Raw genomic sequence first — 26,942 nt, 5'->3', positions numbered from 1 at the left:
TGTCGGTGGCAGGCCACATGATTGCGGTCATGAATCCGCTGGCCGAACGCGCTGAACAGATCGCCGCCCATCTGGTCGGCGGGTATCTCGGAAGTGCGGCGCAGTCCGAAGGGCCCAACTCCGCGATCGACTTCACGTTCTCCACCGCTGCCGGCGGGCGTGTCGCTCTCGAAGTGACGCTGATCACCGATCCTGCTTCCGCGGCGTGGCAAGGGATGGCGATGCGGGACGGCTGGCGTTGGCCAGCGAAAGGGGCGTGGCAGTTTCGCCCTCGACGCGGAAGCTTCTCCTACCGAATCACCCGCGATGCCGCCGTGCGGGTTGCGGCAGCCTGCGACCAGGCTGGAGCGTCATCCATCGACGGCCTCTCCGAGATCGACGCTGCGACGGCAGAGGCGTTGGCGCTCGTCACGAGAGCAGGAGATCTCTACGAGGGCCTCCGACCCGGTGGCATCGACCTCAACCAGGCTGTCTGGGCAGACTTCCCCGAGGCCACCAGCCCTTCGTTCACCGACACGGTCGAGAGTTGGCTCCGGCTGCCCCACATCGCCTCGCACATCGCGAAGACTCGTGATGCCCCCGACGTCGACCAGCGCCACCTGTTCGTCGTACCAGTCGAGGAGGTGCTATCGTCCCGCTTCCTCACCGACGACTTCGAAGCACCGTCTCGCGCACCGAGGGGCTACGAAGGGATCGACGCGCTGTGGGTCTGGTCAAGGTTCTGGCACCGCTCGTTGATCTGCGATGCCGCGGGATGGCGATGGCAACCGTTCCCTCAGGATGAGAACGAGGACGGGAGTAGGGCGGACGGGACTTGAACCCGTGACCTGACGATTATGAGTCGTGTGCTCTAACCAGCTGAGCTACCGCCCCGAGGCCTTCCGGCCCATCCGCCGAGCCTAGCCGTCGCTAGTCGTGCAGCTCGACGCGGGTGTCGGGGTCGACGATGTCCTCGCCGCGGTAGAGCCGCTCGTACGCCGTGATCGTCGTCTCGATGTCGTGCGGCGCCACCATCTGCAGGCTGTTGCCCTGGTAGCGCGCGTACTCCTCGTCGCTGAGGCGCAGGATGCGCTCGAGCTTCTCGGAGAGGTCCTGGGGGTCGTCGGGGCGGTGCAGCCAGCCGTTCTCGCCGTCGCGGACGAGGTGCGGCAGCGCCATGGCGTCGGCCGCGACGACGGGCAGGCCCGTCGCCATGGCCTCCATCGTCGCGATCGACTGCAGCTCCGCGGTCGAGGGCATCGCGAAGACCTCCGCGTGGCGGAGGCGATCGCGCAGCTCCTCGTCGCTCACGAAGCCCGTGAGGGTCACGCGATCGGCGACCGACAGCGAGCGCGCGAGCGCGCCCAGCTCGTCGATCTGGTCGCCGCCGCCGACGATGTCGAGGTGCCAGTCGAGGTCCTTCGGCAGCCGCGCGACGGCCTGCACGAGCACGTCGAGCCGCTTCTCGGTGGTGACGCGGCCGACGAAGACGATCCGGCCGCGCTGCCGCTCGGGGTTCGGCGCGTACTCGTCGCCCGGGAGCCCGCACGAGATCGCGTGGACGCCGCGGAGGCCCGTCTTCCGCTCGAGGTAGTCGGCGCTGCGGCGCGTCGGCGTCGTCACGACATCGCAGCGGCCGAAGACCGTCGCGGCGTCGCGCCAGGCGATGTCTACGGCGGTGCCGTGGATCGCGCGCGGCAGGTTCGAGTGGTCCATGACGTTCTCGAACATGAGGTGGTTCGTGCCGATGACGCGGATGCCGCGCTTGTTCGCCTCGGTCGAGAACGCACGGCCGAGCACGAGGTGCGACTGGAAGTGCACGACGTCGGGCCGCAGGGCGTCGAGCAGCGACGAGGCGTTCGAGAACATGCGCCACGGCTCGGCGAAGCGCAGCCACTCGTGGCCCGGGTACAGGATCGAGCGGAGGCGGTGCACCGTGAAGCGCTGGCCCTCGTGCTCCTCGACGCGCGTGCCGTGCCGGCCGCGGCCGAGCGACGAGGCGACCACGTGCACCTCGTGGCCGCGGCGCTGCAGGCGCGCGGCGAGCCTCGTGGTGAACTTCGCGGCGCCGTTCACGTCGGGCGCGAAGGTGTCCGTCGCGATGAGGATCCGCAGGGGCCGGTCGGTCATTCGTCCTCCTCGAGCACGTCGTCGAGCGCTCGGATCTGGGGGTGGTGGCGCGCCAGCTGGAAGACGCCGTAGACGGCGACCGCGCCCGCGGCCGCGAAGACGAGGATCGCCCACGGCGGCGTCTCCGCGGCCTCGCCCAGCACGCTCACGCCGATGAGGACGGCGACGAGCGGGTCGACGACGGTGAGGCCGGCGATCACGAGGTCGGGCGGGCCGGAGGCGTGCGCGAGCTGCACGAAGTAGCTGCCGACGAGCATCGCGACGACGAGCGCGGCGCCGCAGAGCACCGTCAGCCACTCGAACTGGCCCGAGATGATGCGGTTCAGCACCACCTTCGACAGCGTCACGACGAAGCCGTAGAGCACGCCCGCGGCGACGATGTAGAAGATCGCGTTCGCGCGCTCGCGGAAGGTCCACCACAGCGCGCCGAGCCCCACGAGCGCGACGAGCAGCAGCGCGAGCACCGTGAGCAGCTGCTGGTCGCGGATGGGGCGCTCGACCGCGAAGACCGCCGCGACGGTCACGAAGACGCCGATGCCCGCGAGGCACAGCGCCACCGCCCGGATCGTGCGGTGGTCGAGCCGGATCTTGGCGAGGCGCGCGTTGAGCACCGCGGTCACGACGAGCGCGACGGCGCCGAGCGGCTGCACGACGATGAGCGGCGCGAGCGCGAGGGCACCCAGCTGCAGCACGACGGCGAGGCCGAGCAGCAGGGTGCCGACGACCCAGGCGCGGTTGCGCAGCAGCGCTGCGACGGCGCGCCACCCGAGCGAGGCGCCGCGCTGGTCGCCGCCCTCGAAGTGGCCCACGCCGCGGTGCTGGAACTGCGTGCCGACGCTCAGGAAGATCGCGCCGACGATGGCGATGGGGATGCCCAGCGCCTGCATCGGGGTGAGCGAGATCTCAGCCGCGAGGTCGTCGAGGGCGGTGAAGAGCACCAGGAAACCCTACGGCCCGCGGCGTCGATACGCTGGACGACATGACCGTCCTGCCCATCTGCATCACCGGCGAGCCGGTCCTCCACCGCGTCGCGGACCCCGTGCGCGCCTTCGACGAGGAGCTGCGCACCCTCGTCGCCGACATGTTCGAGACGATGGAGGCTGCCCCGGGCGTGGGCCTCGCGGCACCCCAGATCGGCCTCGCCAAGCGCATCTTCGTCTACGACTGGACCGACGAGGAGGGCGTGCGCACGCGCGGCGTCGCCGCCAACCCGGAGCTGTGGATCGCTCCCCCGCCCGTCGGCATCGCCGAGGACGACGAGGAGGAGGGCTGCCTCTCGATCCCCGGCGAGCGCTTCGCGCTCAAGCGCTCGGAGCGAGCCATCCTGCGGGCGCAGGACGAGCACGGAGAGGCCTACGAGCTGGAGGCCTCGGGCTGGCTCGCGCGCATCCTGCAGCACGAGTACGACCACCTCGACGGCGTGCTCTACGCCGACCGCCTCGACGCCTACGGCTCGAAGGGCGTCGCGAAGGCCATCAAGCGCAACCGCTGGGGCGTGCCCGGCAACCGCTGGCTGCCCGGCGTCGACGACCTCGAGGGCTGAGCCGCTCGCTCGCCGGCCGGAGCAGCACCTGTCGGCGACGCGCGAGGGGTACGGGTGCGCCCGAGAGGTACGGGTCTTCGCGTACCTCTCGGGTGGAGGCGTACCGCTCGCGGGAAGAGGCGGCGCGCGCAGCGGCGCCCGGACACGCGAAAGGCCCCGCCGTGAGGCGGGGCCTTCGATCGCTCCCCGAGATGGACTCGAACCATCAACCTGCCGGTTAACAGCCGGCTGCTCTGCCAATTGAGCTATCGAGGATCGCTGCAGGAGCGACAACCAGCGTAGCACCTCGCAGCAGGTGCCCTCGACCTCGCGGCGCGCTGCCCGGCGCCTCGCAGGATCCGCGGCTAGCGTGCGAGGGTCCCGCCGCGAGACCCTCTGGAGCCCCCGTGCCACGCACCTCGTCCCGCCCCGCTCCCCTCCGCGCCGCGCGCCGCGCGCTGCCCGCCCTCGGCGTGGCCGCAGCCGCGCTCGCGCTCGCCGGCTGCATCCCGCTGCCACCGCCGATCGCGCCCGAGGCCACCGTCGATCCGTCGCCGCAGCCCGAGCGCACCACGGCGGCGCCGACGCCGGCCGGGACGGCCTCGCCAGGAGACACGGCCGCGCCCGGCGCGCTGCCCGCGCTCCTCGCGATCGGCGACGCGGCGCCCGAGGGCCTCCTCGCCGGCTGGCAGTCGAGCCTCACGACCGACGCCGCGTTCGAGGTGCAGCCCGAGAGCGACTTCCCCGTCGGCCCGACGATCTCGGTGCTGGAGACCGCGACCGGCTGCACCTTCTGGGCCTACCAGGGCTACGCCGAGCAGCCGACCGGCGACGAGCAGGCCGACAGCGAGGCCGTGCTCGCCGCGCTCACGTCGACCTCGCCCGACGACTGGGAGGCCGACGTCGTGACCGTCGAGGCCCCGCTGCAGGGATCGGCCGTCGAGTTCCTCTCGATCGTCGCCGACCTCGACGACGGCGGCGTCCGTGCGGTCTTCGCGCGCGCCTACGCGGCAACGGGCACCGAGCAGGCGATCGACGCGCGCTGCCCGGCAGGCCAGGGCGACGTCGACCACATCGACGCGGTCGTCGCCGAGCACGTGCAGGTCTCGTTCGACGGCCCCTGAGGCCGCGTCACTCCTGGCGGAGCGTCCGCCGCTCCCGCTCGAGCTCGACGAGCTGCTCCTGCAGCCGCTTGGAGCCCTCGGGGTCGCCGCCGCCGAGCCGCTGCAGCGAGCCCAGCAGCTCGGCCTTCCGGCGCAGGATGTCGCGGTCGACGAGCGAGCCGACGATGCCCCGCACGTAGGCGGTCACGCCCTTCGTCGACTGCGGGATCGGCGTCATCGCGAGCGTGCGCACGAGCGGCACGATCTCGGCCGGCACGGCCTCGGCGACGCGCTCCGAGAAGTCGGGCGCCTCGATCGCGTCGAGCGAGGCCAGCACGCCGTCGCGCACGATGGCGAGCGACGGGTTCGCCACGTAGGCGACCGCCCCGCGCACGGCGAGCTCGCGCCCGACGACCGCCGGCTGCTGCAGGATCGCCGCGATCGCGTCGCGCTCCAGGCGCGATGCGGGATCCCGCTCGAGCTGGCGCAGCGCGACGTCGGCGGGCGGATGCGCGGGCGCGGCCTCCTGGGCGCCGCCCTGCGCCTGCCGCGGGGTCGCCTGGCGCACCGCCCTCCGCACCTCGTCGGGCGAGACGCCGAGCCAGCCGGCGACGGTGCGCACGTAGCCGTCGGCGAGCGCGCGGTCGCGGATCGAGACGAGCACGGGCGCGGCGCGGCGCATCGCGGCCACGCGCCCCTCGACCGTCTCGAGGTCGTGCTCGGCGACGATGCGGCGCAGCATGAACTCGAAGAGCGGGCGACGCTGCTGCACGAGCTTGCGCACGGCGTCGTCGCCGCGCTCGAGCCGCAGGTCGCAGGGGTCGAGGCCGCCGGGCGCGACCGCCACGAAGGTCTGCGCGGCGAAGCGCTGCTCCTCGGCGAAGGTGCGCGCCGCCGCCTGCTGGCCCGCCTCGTCGGGGTCGAACGTGAAGACGACGCGGCCGAGCGCGCGGGTGTCGGAGGTCGAGACGTCGCCGAGCACGCGGCGGAGCACCTTGATGTGGTCGACGCCGAAGGCGGTGCCGCACGTGGCGACCGCCGTCGGCACCCCCGCGAGGTGGCATGCCATCACGTCGGTGTAGCCCTCGACGACGACCGCCTCGTGGCTGCGCGCGATGTCGCGCTTGGCGAGGTCGAGGCCGTAGAGCACCTGGCTCTTGCGGAAGATCGGCGTCTCGGGCGAGTTGAGGTACTTCGGGCCCTTGTCGTCGTCCGAGAGGCGGCGCGCGCCGAAGCCGATCGTCGCACCGGCGACGTCGCGGATGGGCCAGACGAGGCGGCCGCGGAAGCGGTCGTAGGGGCCGCGCTGGCCCTCCGAGAGCAGGCCCGCTCCCAGGAGCTCCTGGTCGCTGAAGCCGCGGCCCTTCAGGTGCGAGCGCAGCGCGTCGAACGACTGCGGCGCGAAGCCCACGCCGAAGCGCTCCGCCGCCGCGAGGTCGAAGCCCCGCTCACCGAGGAAGCGCTGGCCGAGCGCCGCCTGGGGCGTCAGCAGCTGCTCGCGGAAGTACGCCTCCGCGGCCTTCGAGGCCTCGAGCAGGCGCAGCCGACCGCTCGTCTCCTCCTGCGGCTTGCCGTCCTCGTACCGCAGGGTGAAGCCGATCTGCGCGGCGAAGCGCTCCACGGTCTCCTGGAAGGACGTGTGGTCCATCGCCATGACGAACTGGAAGACGTCGCCGTCCTCGCCGCAGCCGAAGCAGTGGTACCGGCCCACCGCGGGGCGCACGTGGAAGGAGGGCGTGCGCTCGTCGTGGAACGGGCAGAGCCCCTTCATGGAGCCCACGCCCGCGGTCTTCAGCGTCACGTGGGCGCCGACGACGTCGACGATCGAGACTCGGGCGCGCACCTCGTCGATGTCCGCGCGCAGGATCCGACCCGCCATCGCCCCTCCCTCAGTCCCCGACGTGCCGCTCGTGCCAGGCGAACGCGCCGCGATCGGTGAGGCTCGCCACCTGGTCGACGACCACCCGCGCCCGCGCGGCGTCGTCGCGCGCCGCCGCCCAGTCGTCCGCGTAGGCGCGGTCGAGCGCCTCCGGCCCGAGCCGCAGCAGCGCGTCGCACAGCTCCTGCAGGATGCGCCGCTGGCTCGCGTAGACCGGCTGGCGCCGCTCGGAGAGGATGAAGCTCGCGGCGGTGCCCTTGAGCACCGCGATCTCGGCGCGCACCTCGCGCGGCACGACGATGTCGCCGTCGAAGCGCACGAGCGGCCCCTCGTGGCTGGCGCGCGTGCGCGCGACGGCTGCCTTCGCGAAGCGGCCGATGAGCTTGGAGGTGAGGTTCTTCAGCCGCGCCTGGTCGCCGCGCGAGCCGTCGTAGGAGCGGATCCAGGTCTCGAGGTCGTCGAGGCGGTCGAAGGCCGCCAGCAGCTCGTCGCGCTCGTAGGCGGGGCCGAGCCAGGCCATCATCGTCGCGACGAGCTCGTCGTGGCCGACGCGGCTCGCGAGCTTCGCGACATCGACGTAGCCGCCCACCACCGCGTCCTCGAAGTCGTGGACGGAGTAGGCGATGTCGTCGGCGAGGTCCATCGCCTGCGCCTCGATGCTCGGGCGGCCCTCGGGCGCGCCCTCGCGCATCCACTCGAAGACCTCGCGGTCGTCGGCGTAGCAGCCGAACTTCATGCGGCCGGAGGGGTCCTCGACCGCGGCCGCGGACGGCCACGGGTACTTCGTCGCCGCGTCGAGCGAGGCGCGCGTGAGGTTCAGGCCGTAGGAGCGCTCGCGCAGCACCTTGGGCTCCAGGCGCGTGATGACGCGCAGCGTCTGCGCGTTGCCCTCGAACCCGCCGATGGCGAGCGCCCACTCGTTGAGGCCGCGCTCGCCGTTGTGGCCGAAGGGCGGGTGCCCGATGTCATGCGCGAGGCACGCGGTGTCGACGACGTCGGGGTCGAGGCCGAGCTCGCCCGCGATCTCGCGCCCGATCTGCGCGACCTCGAGGGAGTGCGTGAGGCGCGTGCGCGAGTCGTCGAAGCCCATGGTGGGCGAGAGCACCTGCGTCTTCTGCCCGAGGCGACGGAACGCGCTCGAGTGCAGCAGCCGGGCGCGGTCGCGCGCGAAGTCGGTGCGGGCCGAGTGGTGGACCTCCGGCAGCCTGCGCTCCGCGTCGTGCTCGCCGTAGCCGCGCTCAGCCACCGCGGGTGTCGCTCTCGTCCTCGACGAGCAGCGCGCGCTGCGCGTCGCTCAGCTCGGGGCTGTCGAGCCAGCCGTCGGGCAGCGCGGGGGTGCGGGGGCTGCCGGCACGGCCGCGCTGCCCCTCGATGCCCTCGGCGACGTACGGCACAGAGCGGTCGAGGCCGCCCAGCAGGTCGTCGAGGTGCTGCAGCGACTCGACGGCGGCGAGCGCGCGGCGGGCGTCGCCGCCCACCGGGTAGCCCTTGAAGTACCAGGCGACGTGCTTGCGGATGTCGCGGCAGGCGCGATCCTCCTCGCCGAAGAACTCGACGAGCAGCTCCGCGTGCCGGCGGAACGCGTCGGCCACCTGGCCGAGACCCGGTCGATGGCGCTCGTCGCTGCCCGCGAAGGCGTTCGCGAGGTCGCCGAAGAGCCAGGGCCGCCCGAGGCAGCCGCGCCCGACGACGACGCCGTCGACGCCGGTCTGCTCGACCATCCGCAGCGCGTCCTCCGCCTGCCAGATGTCGCCGTTGCCGAGCACAGGGATGGAGGTGACGTGCTGCTTGAGCCGCGCGATCGCCTCCCAGTCGGCCTCGCCGGAGTAGTGCTGCGCGGCCGTGCGCCCGTGGAGCGCGACGGCGACGACGCCCGCGTCCTCGGCGATGCGGCCCGCATCGAGGTAGGTGAGGTGGTCGTCGTCGATGCCCTTGCGCATCTTGACGGTGACGGGGATGTCGCCCGCGCGCTCGACGGCGCGGCGGACGATCGCGCCGAACAGCTCGCGCTTCCACGGCAGCGCCGAACCGCCGCCGCGCCGCGTCACCTTGGGCACGGGGCAGCCGAAGTTCAGGTCGATGTGGTCGGCGCGGTCCTCGCCGACGATGATGTCGACCGCATCGCCCACCGTCCTGGGGTCGACGGTGTACAGCTGCACCGAGCGCGGCGTCTCGGACTCGTGGTGGCCGATGAGCCGCATCGTCTCGGGGGTGCGCTCGACGAGCGCGCGCGCCGTCACCATCTCGCTCACGTAGAGGCCGGCGCCGAACTCGCGGCAGAGCCGCCGGAAGGCGGTGTTCGTGATGCCCGCCATGGGCGCGAGCACGACCGGGGCGTCGAGGGCGATGGGCCCGATCGACAGCCCCGGTCGGATGCTCGTGGTGCTCACGCGCCGATGAGCCCCTGCGCCAGGTGCGCCTCGAGCTCGTCGATCGCGACGCGGGTCTGCGCCATCGAGTCACGCTCGCGCACGGTGACCGCGCCGTCCTCGAGCGAGTCGAAGTCGACGGTGACGCAGAACGGCGTGCCCACCTCGTCCTGGCGGCGGTAGCGGCGGCCGATGGCGCCCGCGTCGTCGAAGTCGATCGCCCAGTGGCGACGCAGCTTCGCGGCGAGATCGCGCGCGAGCGGCGACAGCTGCTCGTTGCGCGAGAGCGGGAGCACCGCGACCTTCACGGGCGCGAGTCGCGGGTCGAGGTGCAGCACGGTGCGGGTGTCGGTGCCGCCCTTGCTGTTCGGCACCTCCTCCTCCTCGTAGGCGTCGACGAGGAACGCCATGAGGCTGCGCGTGAGGCCGAAGGAGGGCTCGATGACGTAGGGCGTGTACTTCTCGCCCGAGGCCTGGTCGAAGTAGACGAGGTCCTTGCCGGAGGCCTCCGAGTGCGACGAGAGGTCGTAGTCGGTGCGGTTCGCGATGCCCATGAGCTCGCCCCACTCCGAGCCCTGGAAGCCGAAGCGGTACTCGACGTCGATCGTGCCGGCCGAGTAGTGGGCGCGCTCGTCCTCGGGCACGTCGAAGCGGCGCATGTTCGCCGGGTCGAGGCCGAGGTCGACGAACCAGTCCCAGCACGCCTCGACCCAGCGGTCGAACCAGTCGGTCGCCTCGTCGGGGTGCGTGAAGTACTCGATCTCCATCTGCTCGAACTCGCGCGTGCGGAAGATGAAGTTGCCGGGCGTGATCTCGTTGCGGAAGGCCTTGCCGACCTGGCCGATGCCGAACGGCGGCTTCTTGCGCGAGACCGTCAGCACGTTCGAGAAGTTGACGAAGATGCCCTGCGCGGTCTCGGGGCGCAGGTAGTGGAGGCCCGCCTCGTTGTCGACGGGGCCGAGGTAGGTCTTCATGAGGCCCGAGAACTGCTGCGGCTCGGTCCACTGGCCGGTCGTGCCGCAGTCGGGGCAGGTGATCTCGGCCATCGACTCGGCCGGGCGGCCCTTCTTGGCCTCGTAGGCCTCCTCCAGGTGGTCCTGGCGGTGGCGCTTGTGGCACTGGGTGCACTCGACGAGCGGGTCGGTGAAGGTGGCGACGTGGCCGGAGGCGTGCCACACCTTCTGCGGCAGGATGATCGACGAGTCGAGCCCGACCATGTCGTCGCGGCCCTGCACGAAGGCCTTCCACCACTGGCGCTTGATGTTCTCCTTGAGCGCGACGCCCAGGGGCCCGTAGTCCCACGCGGAGCGGGAGCCGCCGTAGATCTCGCCCGCCTGGAACACGAAGCCACGGCGCTTCGCGAGGTTGATGACGGCGTCGAGTCGGGTCTGTGCCACGGAGCTGCTCCTCGGGTCGCCGCGCGCGTGCGTGCAGCCGGGATGCTGCACGGGCGGAAGCGCGGCACGTGAACCTCGATCCTACCGAGCCGGGGCGGGCGCCCGTGCGCGCTCGCGCGGGCGCTGAGGGAGGGCATGGATCGCTGGGATAGGCTCCGTCCGGGGCGCACGCGCGCCGAGACGCACGCACTGCGAGCCCGCGCCCCGAGCCACGTCGAGGGAGGGCCGATGCAGAGCGAGCAGCACCTGGAGCTCTATGGCGGCTGGGCGGAGAGCTGGCCCGCCGACGCCGCGGAGCTGCTCGACGGCTACTCCGGCACCTGGTGGATCGGCGGCGGCTGGGCGCTCGACCGCGCGATCGGGCACGACCGCCCGCACGGCGACCTCGACCTCGTGATCCCGCGCGGCGAGCTGAGCCTGCTGCGCGGCTGGCTCGGCGGCCGCTGGCAGCTGTGGAGCGCGTTCCAGGGCGCGCTGAAGCCGCTGCTCCCCCACGACTCCGACGTGCTGCCGATGGGCACGACGAGCATCTGGCTGCGCCGCAGCGCCTACTCCCGCTGGGAGTACGCGGTCATCCTCGACCCCTCCGACCCGGAGACCTGGCGCTTCCGCCGGGACACCGCGGTCACGATGCCGCTGACGAGCGCCCTCGTCGAGCACCGGGGCGTGCGCTACGCGAAGCCCGAGATCGTGCTCGCCTACGCCGCCGCCCACACGCACGAGGCCGCGGACCTCGAGGCCGCGCTGCCCGCGCTCGGCGACGCCGAGCGCGCGTGGCTCGCCGAGCGCATCCCCCACGACCACCCCTGGCAGCCGCTCCTGCTCGCCTCCTGAGCGGGGCGCGCGCCGCCGACCCCGTCAGCAGCGCTCGACGACGTGGGCGGGATCGCCCGGCACCGCGAGGTCGATGTCGCGCAGCACGGTGAGCACCGGCTGGTCCTCCCGCGCGCAGACGTCGGCGAACGTCTCCCCCACGGGCAGCGCCGAGTCGTACTCGACCGCGAGGTGCCGCTCGTGGAGCGCCGAGTAGGCGGCGCACTCGTCGAATGCGGCGCACTCCTCGGTCACGACGAGGTCGAAGCCCGCGGCAGGTCCGGCCTCCCCCGCCTCCAGCGCGTTCTTCTGCGCCGCCGCGAGGCCCGCGGCGTGCGCGCGATCGACGAGCAGGGCCGCGAGGGCGAGGTTGCCCTCCTGGGTGAGGCCCTCCGCGCGCGTCCACGTGTCGAGGTTGTCGAGCTCGACCGCCTCGTAGCCCGCGTCGGCGCAGCCGTCGATCCACGTGCCCACGACCTCGGCGATCGCCTCGCGCCGCTCGGCCGTCGAGGTGTCGAGGATGCGCTCGTCGGGCCAGGCGGGGTCGACGACGGGCTCGCCCGCCGCATCGCGCAGCAGCAGCTCGGGATGCTCGGCCTCCCACTCGGCCAGCTCGCCCGGCTGCGTCTGGAAGCCGTTGACGTAGCAGACGTCGATGACGACGCCCGCAGGCGTGGCCTCGCGGTCGCGCGCGACGACGGTGACGCCCCGGTCGGGCTCGTAGGCGCCGCCCAGCTGGTAGTCGAGCCCGCCCGCCTCGGCCTCGGCCCAGAGCGCCGCGAAGGCTGACTCGTCGAAGGCGGCGCGGCCGCCGGCGGCGCCGCCGGGCGGCTGGGCGCCGCAGGCCGCGAGCAGCGCGGCCGCGAGGAGCGACGCGAGCGCAGCCGCGGCCCGACGCCTCACGCGTCAGGCTCGGGCGCGTCCACAGCGCCGCCGAAGCGACGGTCGCGTCCCGTGTAGACGTCGAGCGCGCGCCAGAGGTCCTGCCGCGTGAAGTCGGGCCACAGCCGGTCGAGGAAGACCATCTCGGCGTAGGCGCCCTGGAGCGTCAGGAAGTTCGAGATCCGCTGCTCGCCCGAGGAGCGGATGTAGAGGTCGACGTCGGGCACGTCGGGGTTGTACATGCGCGAGCGCACGAGCCGGTCGGTGACGCCGGAGGGCTTGAGCCGCCCCGCCGCGACGTCGTCGGCGATGGAGCGCACCGCATCCGCGATCTCCATCGTGCCGCCGTAGTTGACGCACATCTGCAGCGTCATCCGGTCGTTGCCCGCGGTGCGGCGCTCCGCCTCCTCGAGCTCCCTGATGACCGAGGCCCACAGCCTCGGACGCCGGCCCGCCCAGCGCACGCGCACGCCCCAGGCGTCGAGCTGATCGCGGCGGCGGCGCAGCACGTCCTTGTTGAAGCCCATGAGGAACCGCACCTCGTCGGGGCTGCGCTTCCAGTTCTCGGTCGAGAAGGCGTAGACCGAGAGGTGCCGCACGCCCGCCTGCAGCGCGCCGGCGACGACGTCGAGCAGCACCGCCTCGCCCGCCGCGTGCCCCTGCGTGCGCGTGAGGCCGCGCTGGTTCGCCCAGCGGCCGTTGCCGTCCATGATGATCGCGACGTGCGCGGGCACCGTCCCGGGCGCGTACGCGGGCGGCTGCTCGCCCGTCCAGTCGACGGGTCGCAGCGTCTCGCTCGGGTCGTGCCTGCCGATCCTCGCCATCAGCGACCTCCCCGGTCGACGTGCTCGAGGCTGCGCAGGCCCCGCTCCAGGTGCCACTGCACATAGGCGCCGACGGCGCCGGAGGCCCGCTCGCGCACGCCCTGCGGGCTCGCGTCCGCGGTCTCCCAGTCGCCCGTGAGGAGCGCGGCGAGCAGCAGCAGCGTGCCGGGATCGATGCGCATCGCCCCCGGCGGCGCCGCCTCGTCGCAGACCATGCCGCCGAGCTGCGGCGAGAACGCGCGATGCGGGCCCGGCGCCCCCGTCACGGCGCAGTCGCCGAACGAGGGCGCCCACCCCGCGACCGAGAGCGCCCGCAGCAGGTAGGCGTCGAGCGTCATCGAGGGGTCGTGCTCGCGGCGCGAGAGGCTGCGCAGGGCGCCGACGAGCAGCAGGTACTGCTGCCGCGAGGCGTCCTCCTCGGTGAGCCGGTCGGCGGTCTCGACCATCGCCGTCGCCGCGGTGTAGGCGCGGTAGTCGGCGACGATCTCGGGCGCGTAGGCGCCGAGCGTCACGGCCTGCGTCACGATGTCGAGGCTGCGGCCCACCGCGAGCTGCAGGTCGGCGACCATGAACGGCTCGAGCCGCGCGCCGAACCGCGACGAGGTGCGGCGCACGCCGCGCGCCACGGCCCGCACCTTGCCGTGCTCACGGGTGAGCAGCGTCACGATGCGGTCGGCCTCCCCCAGCAGGTGGGTGCGGAGGACGACCCCCTCGTCGCGGTAGGTGGGCACGGTGCGGGCTGCGGCTCTGTGACGGACGGCTCTGTGACGGACGGCTCTGCGGCGGCCGGCTCAGGCGGTCGCGGTCGCGTGCTGGTCGACGCGGGCGCGCAGCCCGCGGTTGACCGCCGAGACGATCGCGCGCAGCGACGCGTGCGTCGTGGAGTGGTCGATGCCGACGCCCCAGAACCGCTCGCCGCCCAGCTCGAGCTCGACGTAGGAGGCGGCCTGCGCGTCCTGGCCCGCGGCGAGCGTGTGCTCGACGTAGTCGAGGAGCGAGACCTCGACGCCCTCGGCGCGCAGCAGCGACAGCAGCGCGTCGATCGGGCCGTTGCCCGAGGCCTCGACGTCGCGCAGCGTCTGCTCGTCGCGCAGCACGACCGTGAGGCGCGTCTCGCCCCCGAGCGAGGAGGTCGACGAGACCTCGCGGAGCTCGAACCGGCCCCACTGGTCCTCGGCCTCGCGCGAGGGGTTCGGCAGGTACTCGTCGCCGAAGATCGACCAGATCGCGTCGCTCGTGACCTCGCCGCCCTCGCTGTCGGTGCGGGCCTGCACGATGTTCGAGAACTCGATCTGCAGGCGGCGCGGCAGGTCGAGGCCGTGGTCGGCCTTCAGCAGGTAGGCGACGCCGCCCTTGCCCGACTGCGAGTTGACGCGGATGACCGCCTCGTACGAGCGGCCGACGTCCTTCGGGTCGATCGGCAGGTACGGCACCGCCCACGTGCTCTCGTCGACGCTCCTGCCCTGCGCCGCGGCGTCGGTGGCCATGCGCTCGAAGCCCTTCTTGATGGCGTCCTGGTGGGAGCCCGAGAAGGCGGTGTAGACGAGGTCGCCCGCCCAGGGGCTGCGCTCGTGCACCTTGAGCTGGTTGCAGTGCTCGGCGACGCGGCGGATCTCGTCGAGGTCGGAGAAGTCGATCTCGGGGTCGATGCCCTGCGTGAAGAGGTTGAGGCCCAGCGCGACGAGGTCGACGTTGCCGGTGCGCTCGCCGTTGCCGAACAAGCAGCCCTCGATGCGGTCGGCGCCGGCCAGGTAGCCAAGCTCGGCGGCCGCGACGCCCGTGCCGCGGTCGTTGTGCGGGTGCAGCGAGAGGATGACCGACTCGCGGCGCGCGAGGTGGCGGTGCATCCACTCGATCGAGTCGGCGTAGACATTGGGCGTCGCCATCTCGACCGTCGCCGGCAGGTTGATGATGACGGGCCGCTCGGGGCGGGCGTCGAGCACCTCGATGATGGCGTTGCAGACCTCGACGGCGTAGTCGAGCTCGGTGCCCGTGTACGACTCGGGGCTGTACTCGTAGAAGACCTTCGTGTCCCGGAGCATGCCCTCGAGCTCGAGGCACAGCTTGGCGCCGTCGACCGCGATCTGCTTGACGCCCTCGCGGTCGCTGCGGAAGACGACGTCGCGCTGCAGGACGCTCGTGGAGTTGTAGATGTGCACGATCGCCTGCCGCGCGCCGTCGATCGCCTCGAAGGTGCGGCGGATGAGGTGGTCGCGGCACTGCGTGAGCACCTGGATCGTGACGTCCTCGGGGATGAGGTCGTCGTCGATGAGCTGGCGGACGAAGTCGAAGTCCGTCTGGCTCGCCGACGGGAAGCCGACCTCGATCTCCTTGTAACCCATCCGCACGAGCAGCTGGAACATCAGCAGCTTGCGGTCGGGCGTCATCGGGTCGATGAGCGCCTGGTTGCCGTCGCGCAGGTCGACGGCGCACCAGCGGGGCGCGCGCTCGATGCGCTTCGACGGCCAGGTGCGGTCCGGGAGCTCGACCCGGATCTGCTCGTGGTACGGCACGTACCGGTGGTGGGGCATCCCCGAGGGCTGCTGCATGTTCTTCATCGATGGCTCCTGTCGCTCGCTCCTGGTCCGGGCAGGACAGCCTCCGCGACGAGGAAGCCCGGGTCAGGCCTCGCCGCGGCGACGAAGGAGGAGCCGCGCGCTGTGCATGCCCTCACTATACGCCCGAGGCCGGATGCCGGCTGGGCATCCGGCCTCGGGCGCGGCTCGCGGCGCCCCGCTCAGTCCTCGGCGACGGCCGCGAGCGGCGGGATGCGGCTCGCGCGCCGACCCGCGGGCCAGCCTGGCAGCGACGGCCACCGCGAGGCCCGCCACGAGCAGCCCGACGGGGAGCAGCCACGGGATCGTCGGCGCGGTCGAGGCGATGCCGCGCACCGACCCGACCATCGACTGCACGCCGATCCAGCCGAGCAGCGCGCCGACGGCGAAGCCGGCCGCTACGGCGACGGCGGTGATGGCACCCGCCTCCGCGAGCAGCATGCGCATCGCGTGCCCCCTGCGCAGCCCCAGGGCGCGGAGCAGCCCGATCTCCCGCGTGCGCCGGCGCACGGCGAGGAGCATGGCCGCGACGAAGCCGAGCACGCCGAGCACGGCCGAGAAGCCGACGATCGCGGACACGATCGTCGTGGCGCCGAGCAGCACCGACGCGAGCTCGGCGCGGAAGACCGGGTCGCGCTCGATCGTGAGGGCGGCGGTCGTGAGCGAGGCGCCCGCCGTCACCATCATCGTCACGACCGCGGCGCCGACGAAGAGCGCGAGCACGAGCGAGGCGGTGCGGCCGGGGTGGGTGGCGAGGCTGCCGCGCGCGACGCGCGCCGGGACCGAGCGCCCCATCGTGCGCGCCGCGAGCGCGACGAGCGGCGGCGCCGCGACCGGCGCGATGCCCACGATGCCGACGACGAGCACCACGCCGCCCGCGAAGCCGACGAGCACGGCGAGCGGCGTCAGCGCACCGAGCACCACCGCGCCCGCGAGGAGCGCCGAGCCGAGCGCGAGCGCGACGAGCGGGCCGCGACGCCCGCGCCGCGGCCCCGTCGTCTCGATGTCGACCCCCGAGTCCCGGAGCGCCTCGATCGGCGAGACGACGAGCACCGCGCGGGTCGCGAGCCAGGCCGCGCCGACGGCGGCGACGAGCACGGCGGCGGGCGGCACGAGCGCCGCGGGCACGATCGGCGAGAGCCCCGAGAGCGGCAGGCCGTCCGGGAGCGACGCGAGCAGCGCCTCGACGGGCATCGCGGCGAGCACGCCGACCGCCCAGCCGAGCGCGGCGCCGCCGATCCCGACCTGCGCGAAGCGCGAGAGCACCCGGCGCCGCTCCGCCCGCGCCGACGCCCCGAGCAGCCGGCGGAGCGCGATCTCGGCGCGGCGGTCCTCCACCGCGCCCGTGAGCGCCTGGCGGGCCACGATCGCGCCCACGACCACGGAGGTGCCGATGAGCAGCACGCCGGCGAGCGCGAGCATGAGGCGCCCGGTGCCGGAGCCGGCGATGAAGGCGTCGCCGTAGATCGCCAGCGCCGCGTGCTCCATGACGGTCGAGAGGGCCGTGCCGAAGGCCGCCGCGAGCGCTGTGACGGCGAAGGCGAGGCTGATGCCCGTGCTCGAGCCGGCCGATGGGTCTGCGGCGGCGCGCGCGGGCGCGGCGGCGACCGCGGTCACCGCGCGACCGCCAGCATCCGCTGCGCGATCCCCGCCGCGTCGGTGCGCGGCAGGTCGCCGTCGATCCGGCCGTCGCGCAGCAGGACGATCCGCTCGGCGCGTGCGGCCACGACCGGGTCGTGCGTGACGACGACGATCGCCTGCCCCGCGGCGGCCTGGGCGACGAGGATCTCCTGCACCTCGAGCGAGGCGCGGGAGTCGAGGGCGCCCGTGGGCTCGTCGGCGAGCACGATCGCGGGCCGGTGCGCGAGCGCGCGGGCGATCGCGAAGCGCTGCTGCTGCCCGCCCGAGAGCTCGTGCGGCCGGCGCCCGCCGAGGCCCGCGAGCCCGAGGTCGTCGAGCAGCGCGCGGATGCGGGCGCGGTCGGGCTCGCGCCCCGCGAGGAGCGCAGGCAGCTGCACGTTCTCGAGCGCCGTGAGGCTCGGCACGAGGTTCGACGCCTGGAACACGACGCCCACCTGCTCGCGGCGCAGGGCGGTGAGCGCGTCGTCGTCGAGGCCCACGACCGAGCGGCCGCCGATCCGCACGTCGCCGCTCGTGGGCGCGTCGAGCCCGGCCGCGAGGTGCAGCAGCGTCGACTTGCCGGAGCCCGAGGGGCCCATGACCGCCGTGAGCGTGCCGGGCTGGATGTCGAGGTCGACGCCCGCGAGGGCGGTGACGGCGCCGGTGCCGGTGCCGTGGCGCTTGGTGGCGCCCGAGAGGGAGAGGGAGGTCTGCATGCCCTCCATGCAATCCGGATCGCGCCGCCGGGTCGTCAGGCGGTCGTCGGATCCGCCGTCATCCTCGAGGCTGATCCCCGACGAGGCCGTGCTCGTAGGCGAACACCACGAGCTGCACGCGGTCGCGGAGGCCGAGCTTCCCCAGCACGCGCGAGACGTGGGTCTTGACCGTCGCCTCCGACACGAACTCGCTGCGGGCGATCTCGGTGTTCGAGAGCCCCTTGGCCGCGAGCCCGAAGATCTCGCGCTCGCGCTCGGTGAGCGCCGCGAAGGCGGGCGGCACCTGCCGGCGCTGCGCGCCGAAGGCCTTGAACAGCTCGCGCGTCGCGCTCGCCGCCACGACCTCGTTGCCCGCGTGCACCGTGCGGACGGCCGCGAGCACGAGCTCGGGCTCGGCGTCCTTGAGGATGAAGCCGGAGGCGCCGGCGCGGATCGCGCGCGCGGCCGCCTCGTCGAGGTCGAAGGTCGTGAGCACGACGACCCGCGACTCGGGCCGCGCCTGCACGATCCGGGCGGTGGCGGCGATGCCGTCGAGCACGGGCATGCGCACGTCCATGAGGATGACGTCGGGCTGCTGCTCGTCGGCGAGCCGCACGGCCTGCGCGCCGTCGGCGGCCTCGCCCACGCACGTCATGTCGGGCTGCGACTCCAGCAGCATCCGGATGCCGCCTCGGAAGAGCGCCTGGTCGTCGACGATGAGCACGCGGATCACGGGAGCGATCCTGCCACCCGAGCCACGACCCGCCTCACCGCGCGCCCGCCGGGAACGCGGCCCGCACGCGGAACCAGCCGTCCTGCACGCCCGTCCACGCATCGCCGCCCGCCAGGCGCGCGCGCTCGTGCATGCCGCGCACGCCGTGGCCGGCGACCCCGGGGTCGGCGCGGAGCCGGTTGTGCACGTCGAGCACGATGCCCGGCTGCGGCCCGTGCACGCCCTGCAGCCGCACGTGCACGGGCTGCGAGCGGTCGCCGTGGCGCAGCGCGTTCGTGAGCGCCTCCTGCAGGATCCGGTAGGCGGCGATGTCCGCCGTGCGCGGCAGCGGCACGGGGGTGCCGAGCTCCTCGAGCCGCACGTCGAGCCCGGAGGCGCGGATGCGGTCGATGAGGTCGTGGGCGCCGTCGAGCGAGGCGACGGGGTCGGGCGCCTGGCTGTGGCGCAGCTGCGTGAGCAGCAGGCGCACGTCGCCGAGCGCCTGCTTGGCGGTGCCGGCGATCGCCTCGAGGCTCGCGTCCTTCGCCGCAGGATCCTGCGTGTAGCGGGCGCCGTTGGCCTGGGCGATGACCACGGCGAGCGAGTGGGCGACGACGTCGTGCATGTCGCGCGCGAGCGCGGCGCGCTCCTCCTGCTCGTCGGCGCGACGGGTCGAGGCCATCGCCTCGCTCGAGGCGGCCTCCGAGCGCGCCACGGCGGCGACGCCCCAGCCGACGAGCACCGCGATCGAGAACAGGAGCATGGGCGGCACCCACGCGAAGGCGACGAGCCGCAGGACCTCGGTGAGGCTCGGCATGGCGCCGGGCGCCGCCGCGAGCCCGCCGGCGGTCGCGAGCCACGTCGCCGCCAGGAGCGCGGCGAGGAGCGCGAGCGCGAGCGCGCCGAGGCGGCCGGGCCAGCGGCTCCAGCGGCCGGCCGAGTAGAGCACGACGAGCACGCCGAACCAGACCGGGAACATCGGCGCGGCGATCGCGACGTGCACGGCCGCGAGCCCGGTGAGCGCGAGGAGCGCGAGCACGGGGCGCGTGCGGCGGACGAGGATCGCGCCCGCGATCGCGACGCCCACGAGCGCCCCGAAGGCCCACTGCCCCGGCGTGCCGACCGCGGCGAGCACCCACATGATCGCGCTCGGCACGCCCGTGAGGACGGAGGTGCTGATCGCGAGGATCGCGTCGACGCGGAGCGCGCGCGGATCGAGGCGCGACCGCGCGGCGTCCTCGGTCGCCGCCGACGCCACGGGCTCGGCGGCCTGAGTCTCGGCTGCCGAGGTCTCGGCGGCCCGGGTCTCGGCGGCGCTCACGCCCTCTACGCTACGGCGGCGCCACGGCCCCGGCGCCCTCGCGCCTCCGGAATCATCCTCGCGGCGGACGCCGCGGGCGATCCCGCGCTAGAAGCCGAAGCGGCCCAGCTGCTTCGGGTCGCCCTGCCACTCCTTCGCGACCTTCACGCGGAGGTCGAGGTGCACCTGCGCGCCGACGATGCGCTCGATCTCGGCCCGCGCATCCGCACCCACCTGGCGCAGGCGCGAGCCGCCCTTGCCGATGATGATGCCCTTCTGGCTGTCGCGCTCGACCCAGAGGTTCGCGTAGACGTCGACGAGGTCGCGGTCCTCGCGCTCGACGATGTCGTCGACCGTCACCATGATCGAGTGCGGCAGCTCGTCGCGCACGCCCTCGAGCGCCGCCTCCCGCACGAGCTCGGCGATGCGCACCGAGAGCGGCTCCTCGGTGGTCGTCGCGGCCTCGTAGAGCGGCTCGCCCTCGGGCAGGAGCGCCACGAGCTGGTCGACGAGCACGTCGAGCTGCGTGCCGCGGAGCGACGAGAGCGGCACGACCGCGTCCCACTCCCGCAGCTCGGCGACGGCGAGCAGCTGCTCGGCGACGCGCTGCTTCGACGCGGCGTCGGTCTTCGTCACGATCGCGATCTTCCTCGCGCGCGGGAAGCCGTCGAGCTGCTGGTCGATGAAGCGGTCGCCGGGGCCGATGGGCTCGTCGGCGGGGATGCAGAGGCAGATGACGTCGACGTCGCCGAGCGTCGTCTGCACCACCGCGTTCAGCCGCTTGCCGAGCAACGTGCGGGGCTTGTGCATGCCGGGGGTGTCGACGATGACGAGCTGCGCGTCGTCGCGGTGCACGACACCGCGGATCGCGTGCCGCGTCGTCTGCGGCTTCGACGACGTGATGGCGATCTTCTCGCCGACGAGCGCGTTCATGAGCGTCGACTTGCCGGCGTTCGGCCGGCCGACGAACGTCACGAATCCGCTGCGGTGCTGCTGGTCGCTCACTCGGCGCCCTCCTCCACGAGCTCGGGCTCCGGGAGCCGCGAGACCTCCATCTCGCCCGTCGAGCGGCCGCGGCCGTCGATCGAGCGCACCTCGATGCGCAGGCCCCCGACGTGGACGACGTCGCCCACCTCGGAGATGCGCCCGAGCTCCTTCTGCACGAGCCCGCCGACCGTGTCGACGTCCTCGTCCTCGAGCTGCAGGTCGAACAGGTCGCCCAGCTCGTCGATCTGGAGGCGCGCGGAGACGAGCCACACGCCCTCCCCCGCCTCGATCGCCTCGCGGCGGCCGCGGTCGTGCTCGTCCCGGATCTCGCCCACGAGCTCCTCCACGAGGTCCTCGAGCGTGACGAGGCCCGCGATGCCGCCGTACTCGTCGACGACCATCGCCACGTGCATCCGCTCCGCCTGCATGAGCGCGAGCGTGTCGTCGGCCTTCTTCGACTCGGGCACGAGGATCGCGGGGCGCGCGAGCTGCTCGGCGAGCTCGACCTCGTCGGGCCGCCAGGTGCGCGAGCGGACGACGTCGCGCAGGTACAGGATGCCGACGATCTCGTCGGTCGACTCCCCCACCACGGGCATGCGCGAGAGCCCGTTGTCGAGGAACTGCCGCAGCGCCTCGCCCGCGGTCACGTCGCGCTCGATCGTGATCATGTCGGGACGCGGCACCATCACCTCGCGCACGAGCGTCGCGTTGAACTCGAAGATCGAGTGGATGAGCTCGCGGTCGTCGTCCTCGAGCACGTCCGACTCCGCGGCGGCGTCGACCATCGACAGCAGCTGCGCCTCGGTCGTGAACGCCGTCTCGCGCTGGCGGCCGGGCGTCACCTTGTCGCCGACGGTGACGACGAGGCTCGCGATCGGCCCCATGAGGATGCGCCAGAAGCGCACGAAGCCCGCGGAGGCGCGGAGGAGGCCGAGCGCGTGGGTGCGGCCGACGGCGCGCGGGCTCGTGCCGACGAGCACGAACGAGATGACGATCATGGCGCCGCCCGCGACGAGCAGCGTGATCCACCACTCCACGAGCAGCGAGTCGAGCGCGAGCGTGATGAGCACGGCCGCGACCGTCTCGCACACGATGCGCCCGAACTGCAGCGTCATGACGTGGCCGCGCAGGTCGTCGGCGATCGCCGCGATCGACGACGAGCGGCGCGACCCCGCCGCGAGCTCGGCGAGCTCGGCGCGGGAGACGACGCCGAGCGCGGCGTCGCACGCGGCGAGCCAGGCGCCGAAGGCGATGAGCAGCGCCGCGGCCGCGAACAGCAGCAGCTCGAACATCAGCCGGCGCGCCCGGGCGCGCCCGCCTCGTGCGCGGCGAAGCCCGCGAGCAGCTGGTCCTGCAGGCCGAACATCTCGTCGCGCTCGGCGGGCTCCGCGTGGTCGAAGCCCAGCAGGTGCAGCAGTCCGTGGGTGGTCAGGAGGCGCAGCTCCGCCATGAGCGGGTGGCCGGCCTCGACCGCCTGGGCCTGCGCGACCTCCGGGCAGAGCACGATGTCGCCGAGCAGCCCCGGAGGCGTGGGTCGCTCGGGCGAGCCGGGGCGCAGCTCGTCCATCGGGAACGAGAGCACGTCGGTGGGGCCGGGCTCGTCCATCCACTGCACGTGCAGCTGCTCCATCGCAGCGACGTCGACGAGCACGACCGACACCTCGGCGTCGGGGTGCACGAAGAGCCGGTCGAGGTCGAAGGCGATGAGGCGCACGAGCTGCGCCTCGTCGACCTCGTGGCCGGACTCGTTGAGCAGGTCGATCGACATCAGGCCCTCCGACCCCGCTGGCCCTGCGGCCCGTGGCTGCGCTGCTGCGCCCTGGCCAGCTTCTGGCCCTGCTGCTCGTCGTCGCGCGTGTAGGCGTCGACGATCTGGCCCACGAGGGTGTGCCGCACGACGTCGGCGCTCGTGAGGCGCGAGAAGTGGATGTCGTCGACCGCGCGGAGCACGCGCTCCGCGATCCGCAGGCCCGAGGTGCCCGCGGGCAGGTCGACCTGCGTCGCGTCGCCCGTGACGACCATGCGCGAGCCGAAGCCGAGGCGCGTCAGGAACATCTTCATCTGCTCGGGCGTCGTGTTCTGCGCCTCGTCGAGGACGATGAAGGAGTCGTTGAGCGTGCGCCCGCGCATGTACGCGAGCGGCGCGACCTCGACCACGCCCGTCGCGAGCAGCTTGGGCACGAGCTCCGGATCCATCATCTCGTTGAGCGCGTCGTACAGCGGGCGCAGGTACGGGTCGATCTTGTCGGTGAGCGTGCCCGGCAGGAAGCCGAGCCGCTCGCCCGCCTCGACCGCGGGGCGCGTGAGGATGATGCGGTTGACCTCCTTGCGGTGGAGGGCCTGCACGGCCTTCGCCATCGCGAGGTACGTCTTGCCCGTGCCGGCGGGACCGATGCCGAACGTGATCGTGTGCGCGTCGATCGCGTCGACGTAGGCGCGCTGGCCCTCGGTCTTCGCGCGCACCGACTTGCCGCGCGCGGTCAGGATGGCCTCGCCGATCGCGTCGGTGAGGCTGCGGCCCGGGTCGGCGCGGAGGATGCGAGCGCCCTCCGAGACCTCGCTCTGGCCGAGGTCGGCGCCGTGGCGCACGAGGTCGACGAGCTCCTGCACGAGCCTGCCGGCGAGCGCGACGTCGTCCTCGGGCCCCTCGAGCGTCACGAGGTTGCCGCGCACGGCGACGGTCACCTCGGGGTGCTCGCGCTCGAGGCGCGTCAGCAGCCGGTCCTGCGGCCCCAGCAGCCGCACCATCTCGATGCCGTCGATCTCGATCGAGCGGGTGGCGTCAGGCAAGCGAGTCCTCTCCCAGGGATCCGGCGAGCACGTGGGCGTGGGCGTGGAAGACCGTCTGCCCCGCCTGCTCGCCGGTGTTGAACACGAGTCGGAAGTCGCCCTCGGCGCGCTCGCGCGCGATCGCCTGCGCGGCCTGCACCATCTCGGCCAGCAGCGCGGGGTCTCCGGCGGCGAGCTCGACGACGTCCCGGTAGCGGGCCGTCTTCGGCACGACGAGGACGTGCATGGGCGCCTTGGGCGCGATGTCGACGAAGGCGATGATCGTGTCGGTCTCGAGCACGATCTCCGCCGGGATCTCGCGCGCCACGATCCGCTCGAACACGGAGGGCTCTGCCATGGCTCCAGCCTACCGGCCGGTCGCGGGGCGGATCCGGGGCGCGGCTCCGGGGCTCACCAGCGACCGAGGCGCACCGAGAGCGCGGACGATGCGGCGAGCCCGGCGGTCGAGGTGCGCAGGACGTGGTCGCCGAGCCTCGCACGCACGGCGCCGGCGGCGTCGAGCCGCTCGAGCTCACCCGGCTCGATGCCGCCCTCGGGGCCCACGACGAGCAGCAGGTCGCGCTCGAGCGGCACCTCGGCGATCGAGCCCTCGGCCGTGGGGTCGAGCACGACGAGCAGCCAGTCGTCCGCGAGGGCCGCGAGCCCCTCGGCGTCGACGACGGGCAGCACCTCGGGCAGCAACGGGCGGATGGCCTGCTTGCCGGCCTCGCGCACGACCTTCCTCCAGCGCTCGAGCGAGCGCTCACCGCGCTCGCCCTTCCACTGCACGACGCTGCGGCGCGCCTGCCACGGCACGATCGCGTCGACGCCCAGCTCGGTCGCCGCCTGCACCGCGAGCTCCGCGCGGTCGCCCTTCGCGAGGGCCTGCGAGAGCCCGATGCGGGGGCTCGGCGCCGCGACGCGCTCCAGGCGGTGCAGCACGACGTCGACGCCGTCGCGCTCGGCGCGCTCGACGACGCCCTCCGCGAGGGTGCCGCGCCCGTCGCTCACGAGCACGCGCTCGCCGCGCCGCATCCGGCTGACGACCGCCGCGTGGTGGGCCTCGTCGCGCTCGAGCGCGATGACGTCGCCCTCGGCGTGCGCCGCGAGCGCGTCGTGCCAGTAGCAGTGCGCCATCAGAGGCGGAGGCGGTCGCGCATCTTGGCGAAGAGCCCCTGCTTGAAGTGGCCGAGCGTGGGCGCGGGCGCCTTCGTGCGGTCGCGCAGCTCGCGCAGCAGCTCCTCGGAGCGGCGGTCGAGGCGCGTCGGCGTCACGACCTGCACGCCCAGGCGCAGGTCGCCGCGACCGGCGCCGCGCAGCCGCGTCACGCCGCGCCCGCCGACCGTGATGACGTCGCCCGACTGCACGCCGGCGCGCACCTCCACGTCGACGGGGCCGTCGATCGCCTCGACCGTGGCGCTCGTGCCGAGCGCGGCGTCCGGCATCGACACCTCGAGGGTGCCGAGCAGGTCGTCGCCGCTGCGGCTGAAGACGTCGTGGTGCTTGACGTTGATCTCGAGGTAGAGCGTGCCCGCGGGGCCGCCGGCCTCGCCCACCTCGCCCTGCCCGGGCAGCTGGATGCGCAGGCCCGTGTCGACGCCCGCGGGGATGTCGACGGGGATGCTGCGCTCGGCGCGCACGCGCCCGTGGCCCGCGCACGTCGGGCACGGCGAGGGGATCGTCGTGCCGTGGCCCTGGCAGTGCTGGCACGGCTGCGTCGTGACGACGTTCCCGAGCAGCGAGCGCACCTGGCGCTGCACGTGGCCGGAGCCGCCGCACATCGTGCAGCGCTCCTCGCTCGTGCCCGGCGACGTGCACGCGCCCTGGCAGCTGCCGCACAGCACGGCGGTCTGCACGCGCAGCTCGCGGTGCACGCCGAACACGACGTCGCCGAGGTCGAGGTCGACGCGCAGCAGGCTGTCCTGGCCGGGCTGGCGGCGCGGGCGGGGGCCCTGGCCGCGGCCGCCGCCGCCGAAGAACTGCTCGAAGATGTCGCCGAAGCCGAAGCCGCCGCCCATGCCGGGCTGCGGGCCGCGGTCGTACTCGGCGCGGGAGGTGGCGTCGCCGAGCACGTCGTAGGCGTGCGTGACGTCCTTGAACCGCTCTGCGGCCTCCGGGCTCGGGTTGACGTCCGGGTGCAGCTCGCGCGCGAGCCTCCTGTACGCCTTCTTGATCTCGTCCTGGCCGGCGTCGCGGGCGACGCCGAGGGTCTCGTAGTGGTCGGTCACTCAGTCCTCGCTCAAGAGCCGCGTGAGGTAGCGCGCGACGGCGCGCACCGCGGCCATGTTGCCTGCGTAGTCCATCCTGGTCGGGCCCAGCACCCCGACGTGCCCGTCGCTGCCGTCGGCCGAGTAGGTCGAGGCGACGACGGCGGTCTCGCCGAGGGGCCCGGCGAGCTCGCGCCCGATGCGGGTCGCGACCTCGCCCTCGGCGCCCATCTCGTCGAAGAGGCGCAGGAGGGTCACCTGCTCCTCGATCGCGTCGAGCACGGGCGTCACGGTGCGCGGGAAGTCGCGCTCCTCGCGCACGAGGTGCGAGGCGCCCGCCATGTAGAGGCGCTCGCCGCCCGCACCGAGCAGCATGTCGGCGAGCGCCCGCGCGATCGCCGCGGTCGCGGCGTGCAGCGCGGGCGGCGCGTCGGCGGCGACGCCCGCGAGGCGCTCGGCGGCGGCCGCCGCGGGCAGCTCGGCGATCGTCTCGGTGAAGGCGCGGCCGAGGGCCATCGCCTCCTCGGGCTCGATGCGCTGCTGGGCGTCGACCATCCGCTGCTCGACGCGCCCCGAGTCGAGGATGAGCACGGCCAGCACGCGGGCCTCGGCGATCGCGACGAGCTCGACGCGGCGCACGGCGGCCTGGCGGCGCACCGGCACCTGCACGAGCGCCACCTGGTTCGTGAGCTGCGAGAGCAGCCGCGCCGTGCGGGCGAGCATCTCGTCGCGGTCGTGGGTCTCGGCCTCGAGGAAGCGCGCGATCGCCTGGCGCTGGGCGCCCGTGAGGGGCTGCATGCGCTGGAGGCGGTCGACGAAGACGCGGTAGCCCTTGTCGGTCGGCACGCGCCCGGACGACGTGTGCGGGGCGACGATGAGCTCCTCCTCCTCGAGGAGCGCCATGTCGTTGCGGATGGTCGCGGCCGAGACGCCGAAGGCGTGACGGTCGACGATCGACTTCGAGCCGACCGGCTCGCGGAGCGCGACGTAGTCCTGCACGATCGCGCGGAGGACCTCGAGGCCGCGGTCGGAGACCATCCCGCTCCTCTCGTCGTGCGGGCGACTCCTCGCTCCGCTCTTGCACGCGTCTCTGGCACTCGTCAGGACTGACTGCCAATCCTATCGCGCCCTCGCCTCGAAGCCGATCCCCAGCCGGGGCGGCGCAGAATGAACCTGCACGGCGCGGGACCTCCGCCCGA

At 73.6% G+C, this 26,942-nt stretch carries 26 protein-coding genes and 2 tRNA genes; 4 read left to right on the top strand and 24 right to left on the bottom strand.

Annotation, left to right across the window (positions count from 1 at the left end; all coding sequences use genetic code 11):
- Positions 1 to 17 precede the first annotated feature (17 nt).
- Positions 18 to 818, top strand: a complete 801-nt coding sequence (locus tag OVA14_RS10410) for a hypothetical protein (protein ID WP_267503805.1) — start codon at positions 18 to 20, stop codon at positions 816 to 818.
- Here the strand turns inward: OVA14_RS10410 and OVA14_RS10405 are convergent.
- From OVA14_RS10405 to OVA14_RS10395, 3 genes are all read right to left on the bottom strand, one after another.
- A tRNA-Met gene (locus OVA14_RS10405) sits at positions 800 to 873 on the bottom strand. The two genes, OVA14_RS10410 and OVA14_RS10405, sit on opposite strands and share 19 nt — an antisense overlap.
- A 36-nt stretch (positions 874 to 909) precedes the next feature.
- The gene (locus tag OVA14_RS10400) at positions 910 to 2,109 is read right to left on the bottom strand and encodes a glycosyltransferase (protein WP_267503804.1); all 1,200 of its coding nucleotides are present in this window, start codon (positions 2,107 to 2,109) and stop codon (positions 910 to 912) included.
- Positions 2,106 to 3,047, bottom strand: a complete 942-nt coding sequence (locus tag OVA14_RS10395) for a DMT family transporter (protein ID WP_267503803.1) — start codon at positions 3,045 to 3,047, stop codon at positions 2,106 to 2,108. Before OVA14_RS10395 ends, OVA14_RS10400 begins: the two co-directional genes overlap by 4 nt.
- Before the next feature lie 41 nt (positions 3,048 to 3,088).
- Between OVA14_RS10395 and def the strand changes: the two genes are divergently transcribed.
- Positions 3,089 to 3,652, top strand: a complete 564-nt coding sequence (gene def, locus OVA14_RS10390; protein ID WP_267503802.1) for a peptide deformylase — start codon at positions 3,089 to 3,091, stop codon at positions 3,650 to 3,652.
- 182 nt (positions 3,653 to 3,834) lie between these two features.
- Here the strand turns inward: def and OVA14_RS10385 are convergent.
- A tRNA-Asn gene (locus OVA14_RS10385) sits at positions 3,835 to 3,907 on the bottom strand.
- A 131-nt stretch (positions 3,908 to 4,038) separates the two neighbouring features.
- On the opposite strand from OVA14_RS10385, the gene OVA14_RS10380 reads away from it, so the two are divergent.
- Positions 4,039 to 4,755, top strand: coding sequence for a hypothetical protein (locus tag OVA14_RS10380; RefSeq protein ID WP_267503801.1), 717 nt, complete (start codon positions 4,039 to 4,041; stop codon positions 4,753 to 4,755).
- Between the two features lie 7 nt (positions 4,756 to 4,762).
- Here OVA14_RS10380 and dnaG read toward each other — a convergent pair whose 3' ends face one another.
- From dnaG to OVA14_RS10360, 4 genes are read right to left on the bottom strand one after another with little or no spacing between them, the layout of a single operon-like run.
- The gene (dnaG, locus tag OVA14_RS10375; RefSeq protein WP_267503800.1) at positions 4,763 to 6,613 is read right to left on the bottom strand and encodes a DNA primase; all 1,851 of its coding nucleotides are present in this window, start codon (positions 6,611 to 6,613) and stop codon (positions 4,763 to 4,765) included.
- Between the two features lie 10 nt (positions 6,614 to 6,623).
- Entirely contained in the window at positions 6,624 to 7,859 is a 1,236-nt protein-coding gene (locus OVA14_RS10370) for a deoxyguanosinetriphosphate triphosphohydrolase (protein WP_267503799.1), read from the bottom strand.
- Positions 7,852 to 9,003 carry a tRNA dihydrouridine synthase DusB gene (dusB, locus tag OVA14_RS10365; RefSeq protein WP_267503798.1) on the bottom strand — a complete coding sequence of 384 codons (1,152 nt, stop codon included), beginning with the start codon at positions 9,001 to 9,003 and terminating at the stop codon, positions 7,852 to 7,854. The genes OVA14_RS10370 and dusB overlap by 8 nt, the downstream gene beginning before the upstream one ends.
- Positions 9,000 to 10,379 carry a glycine--tRNA ligase gene (locus tag OVA14_RS10360; RefSeq protein WP_267503797.1) on the bottom strand — a complete coding sequence of 460 codons (1,380 nt, stop codon included), beginning with the start codon at positions 10,377 to 10,379 and terminating at the stop codon, positions 9,000 to 9,002. Before OVA14_RS10360 ends, dusB begins: the two co-directional genes overlap by 4 nt.
- 228 nt (positions 10,380 to 10,607) lie before the next feature.
- Here OVA14_RS10360 and OVA14_RS10355 point away from each other — a divergent pair, with 228 nt between their 5' ends.
- Complete coding sequence (locus OVA14_RS10355; protein WP_267503796.1) at positions 10,608 to 11,213, top strand: hypothetical protein; 606 nt, start codon at positions 10,608 to 10,610, stop codon at positions 11,211 to 11,213.
- Between the two features lie 24 nt (positions 11,214 to 11,237).
- Here the strand turns inward: OVA14_RS10355 and OVA14_RS10350 are convergent, their stop codons facing one another.
- The 16 genes from OVA14_RS10350 to hrcA all read right to left on the bottom strand — a co-directional run bounded on the left by OVA14_RS10350 (position 11,238) and on the right by hrcA (position 26,781).
- On the bottom strand, positions 11,238 to 12,095 hold the full coding sequence (locus OVA14_RS10350) for an endo alpha-1,4 polygalactosaminidase (protein WP_267503795.1): 858 nt from the start codon (positions 12,093 to 12,095) through the stop codon (positions 11,238 to 11,240).
- The gene (locus tag OVA14_RS10345; protein ID WP_267503794.1) at positions 12,092 to 12,898 is read right to left on the bottom strand and encodes an isoprenyl transferase; all 807 of its coding nucleotides are present in this window, start codon (positions 12,896 to 12,898) and stop codon (positions 12,092 to 12,094) included. Before OVA14_RS10345 ends, OVA14_RS10350 begins: the two co-directional genes overlap by 4 nt.
- The gene (gene recO / locus OVA14_RS10340; RefSeq protein WP_267503793.1) at positions 12,898 to 13,629 is read right to left on the bottom strand and encodes a DNA repair protein RecO; all 732 of its coding nucleotides are present in this window, start codon (positions 13,627 to 13,629) and stop codon (positions 12,898 to 12,900) included. Before recO ends, OVA14_RS10345 begins: the two co-directional genes overlap by 1 nt.
- 60 nt (positions 13,630 to 13,689) lie before the next feature.
- Positions 13,690 to 15,456: a 2-isopropylmalate synthase gene (gene leuA / locus OVA14_RS10335; RefSeq protein WP_267503792.1), complete on the bottom strand. Its 1,767-nt coding sequence runs from the start codon at positions 15,454 to 15,456 to the stop codon at positions 13,690 to 13,692.
- A gap of 63 nt (positions 15,457 to 15,519) precedes the next feature.
- Positions 15,520 to 17,070: an FtsX-like permease family protein gene (locus OVA14_RS10330; RefSeq protein ID WP_267503791.1), complete on the bottom strand. Its 1,551-nt coding sequence runs from the start codon at positions 17,068 to 17,070 to the stop codon at positions 15,520 to 15,522.
- Entirely contained in the window at positions 17,067 to 17,789 is a 723-nt protein-coding gene (locus OVA14_RS10325; protein WP_267503790.1) for an ABC transporter ATP-binding protein, read from the bottom strand. Before OVA14_RS10325 ends, OVA14_RS10330 begins: the two co-directional genes overlap by 4 nt.
- A 58-nt stretch (positions 17,790 to 17,847) precedes the next feature.
- A complete protein-coding gene (locus tag OVA14_RS10320; protein WP_267505567.1) occupies positions 17,848 to 18,510 on the bottom strand; it encodes a response regulator in 663 nt (220 codons plus the stop codon).
- A gap of 25 nt (positions 18,511 to 18,535) precedes the next feature.
- The gene (locus OVA14_RS10315; protein WP_267503789.1) at positions 18,536 to 19,801 is read right to left on the bottom strand and encodes a sensor histidine kinase; all 1,266 of its coding nucleotides are present in this window, start codon (positions 19,799 to 19,801) and stop codon (positions 18,536 to 18,538) included.
- A gap of 87 nt (positions 19,802 to 19,888) precedes the next feature.
- Complete coding sequence (gene era / locus OVA14_RS10310) at positions 19,889 to 20,785, bottom strand: GTPase Era (protein WP_267503788.1); 897 nt, start codon at positions 20,783 to 20,785, stop codon at positions 19,889 to 19,891.
- Positions 20,782 to 22,059, bottom strand: a complete 1,278-nt coding sequence (locus tag OVA14_RS10305; RefSeq protein ID WP_267503787.1) for a hemolysin family protein — start codon at positions 22,057 to 22,059, stop codon at positions 20,782 to 20,784. Before OVA14_RS10305 ends, era begins: the two co-directional genes overlap by 4 nt.
- Entirely contained in the window at positions 22,059 to 22,535 is a 477-nt protein-coding gene (ybeY, locus tag OVA14_RS10300; RefSeq protein ID WP_267503786.1) for an rRNA maturation RNase YbeY, read from the bottom strand. The genes OVA14_RS10305 and ybeY overlap by 1 nt, the downstream gene beginning before the upstream one ends.
- Positions 22,535 to 23,515 (bottom strand): PhoH family protein, encoded by a 981-nt coding sequence (locus tag OVA14_RS10295; protein WP_267505566.1) that lies wholly within the window; start codon positions 23,513 to 23,515, stop codon positions 22,535 to 22,537. Before OVA14_RS10295 ends, ybeY begins: the two co-directional genes overlap by 1 nt.
- A gap of 34 nt (positions 23,516 to 23,549) precedes the next feature.
- Positions 23,550 to 23,894 (bottom strand): histidine triad nucleotide-binding protein, encoded by a 345-nt coding sequence (locus tag OVA14_RS10290; protein ID WP_267503785.1) that lies wholly within the window; start codon positions 23,892 to 23,894, stop codon positions 23,550 to 23,552.
- Between the two features lie 53 nt (positions 23,895 to 23,947).
- The gene (locus OVA14_RS10285) at positions 23,948 to 24,673 is read right to left on the bottom strand and encodes a 16S rRNA (uracil(1498)-N(3))-methyltransferase (protein ID WP_267503784.1); all 726 of its coding nucleotides are present in this window, start codon (positions 24,671 to 24,673) and stop codon (positions 23,948 to 23,950) included.
- On the bottom strand, positions 24,673 to 25,764 hold the full coding sequence (locus OVA14_RS10280; protein WP_267503783.1) for a DnaJ C-terminal domain-containing protein: 1,092 nt from the start codon (positions 25,762 to 25,764) through the stop codon (positions 24,673 to 24,675). The genes OVA14_RS10285 and OVA14_RS10280 overlap by 1 nt, the downstream gene beginning before the upstream one ends.
- Positions 25,765 to 26,781 carry a heat-inducible transcriptional repressor HrcA gene (gene hrcA / locus OVA14_RS10275; protein ID WP_267503782.1) on the bottom strand — a complete coding sequence of 339 codons (1,017 nt, stop codon included), beginning with the start codon at positions 26,779 to 26,781 and terminating at the stop codon, positions 25,765 to 25,767. It abuts the gene before it with no gap.
- Positions 26,782 to 26,942: the final 161 nt, after the last annotated feature.

The organism is Agrococcus sp. SL85, from assembly GCF_026625845.1.
Lineage (GTDB): Bacteria > Actinomycetota > Actinomycetes > Actinomycetales > Microbacteriaceae > Agrococcus.
This window is presented reverse-complemented; position numbering and strand designations above follow the sequence as displayed.

Excerpts from the sequence above, each read along its gene's own strand:
- OVA14_RS10345 (WP_267503794.1), bottom strand. The coding sequence starts at position 12,898 with ATGGCGAGGATCGGCAGGCACGACCCGAGCGAGACGCTGCGACCCGTC.
- ybeY (WP_267503786.1), bottom strand. The coding sequence starts at position 22,535 with ATGTCGATCGACCTGCTCAACGAGTCCGGCCACGAGGTCGACGAGGCG.
- OVA14_RS10290 (WP_267503785.1), bottom strand. The coding sequence starts at position 23,894 with ATGGCAGAGCCCTCCGTGTTCGAGCGGATCGTGGCGCGCGAGATCCCG.
- OVA14_RS10410 (WP_267503805.1), top strand. The coding sequence starts at position 18 with ATGATTGCGGTCATGAATCCGCTGGCCGAACGCGCTGAACAGATCGCC.
- OVA14_RS10295 (WP_267505566.1), bottom strand. The coding sequence starts at position 23,515 with ATGGTGCGGCTGCTGGGGCCGCAGGACCGGCTGCTGACGCGCCTCGAG.
- def (WP_267503802.1), top strand. The coding sequence starts at position 3,089 with ATGACCGTCCTGCCCATCTGCATCACCGGCGAGCCGGTCCTCCACCGC.
- OVA14_RS10355 (WP_267503796.1), top strand. The coding sequence starts at position 10,608 with ATGCAGAGCGAGCAGCACCTGGAGCTCTATGGCGGCTGGGCGGAGAGC.
- OVA14_RS10400 (WP_267503804.1), bottom strand. The coding sequence starts at position 2,109 with ATGACCGACCGGCCCCTGCGGATCCTCATCGCGACGGACACCTTCGCG.
- hrcA (WP_267503782.1), bottom strand. The coding sequence starts at position 26,781 with ATGGTCTCCGACCGCGGCCTCGAGGTCCTCCGCGCGATCGTGCAGGAC.
- OVA14_RS10305 (WP_267503787.1), bottom strand. The coding sequence starts at position 22,059 with ATGTTCGAGCTGCTGCTGTTCGCGGCCGCGGCGCTGCTCATCGCCTTC.
- leuA (WP_267503792.1), bottom strand. The coding sequence starts at position 15,456 with ATGAAGAACATGCAGCAGCCCTCGGGGATGCCCCACCACCGGTACGTG.
- dnaG (WP_267503800.1), bottom strand. The coding sequence starts at position 6,613 with ATGGCGGGTCGGATCCTGCGCGCGGACATCGACGAGGTGCGCGCCCGA.
- OVA14_RS10325 (WP_267503790.1), bottom strand. The coding sequence starts at position 17,789 with ATGCAGACCTCCCTCTCCCTCTCGGGCGCCACCAAGCGCCACGGCACC.
- OVA14_RS10285 (WP_267503784.1), bottom strand. The coding sequence starts at position 24,673 with ATGGCGCACTGCTACTGGCACGACGCGCTCGCGGCGCACGCCGAGGGC.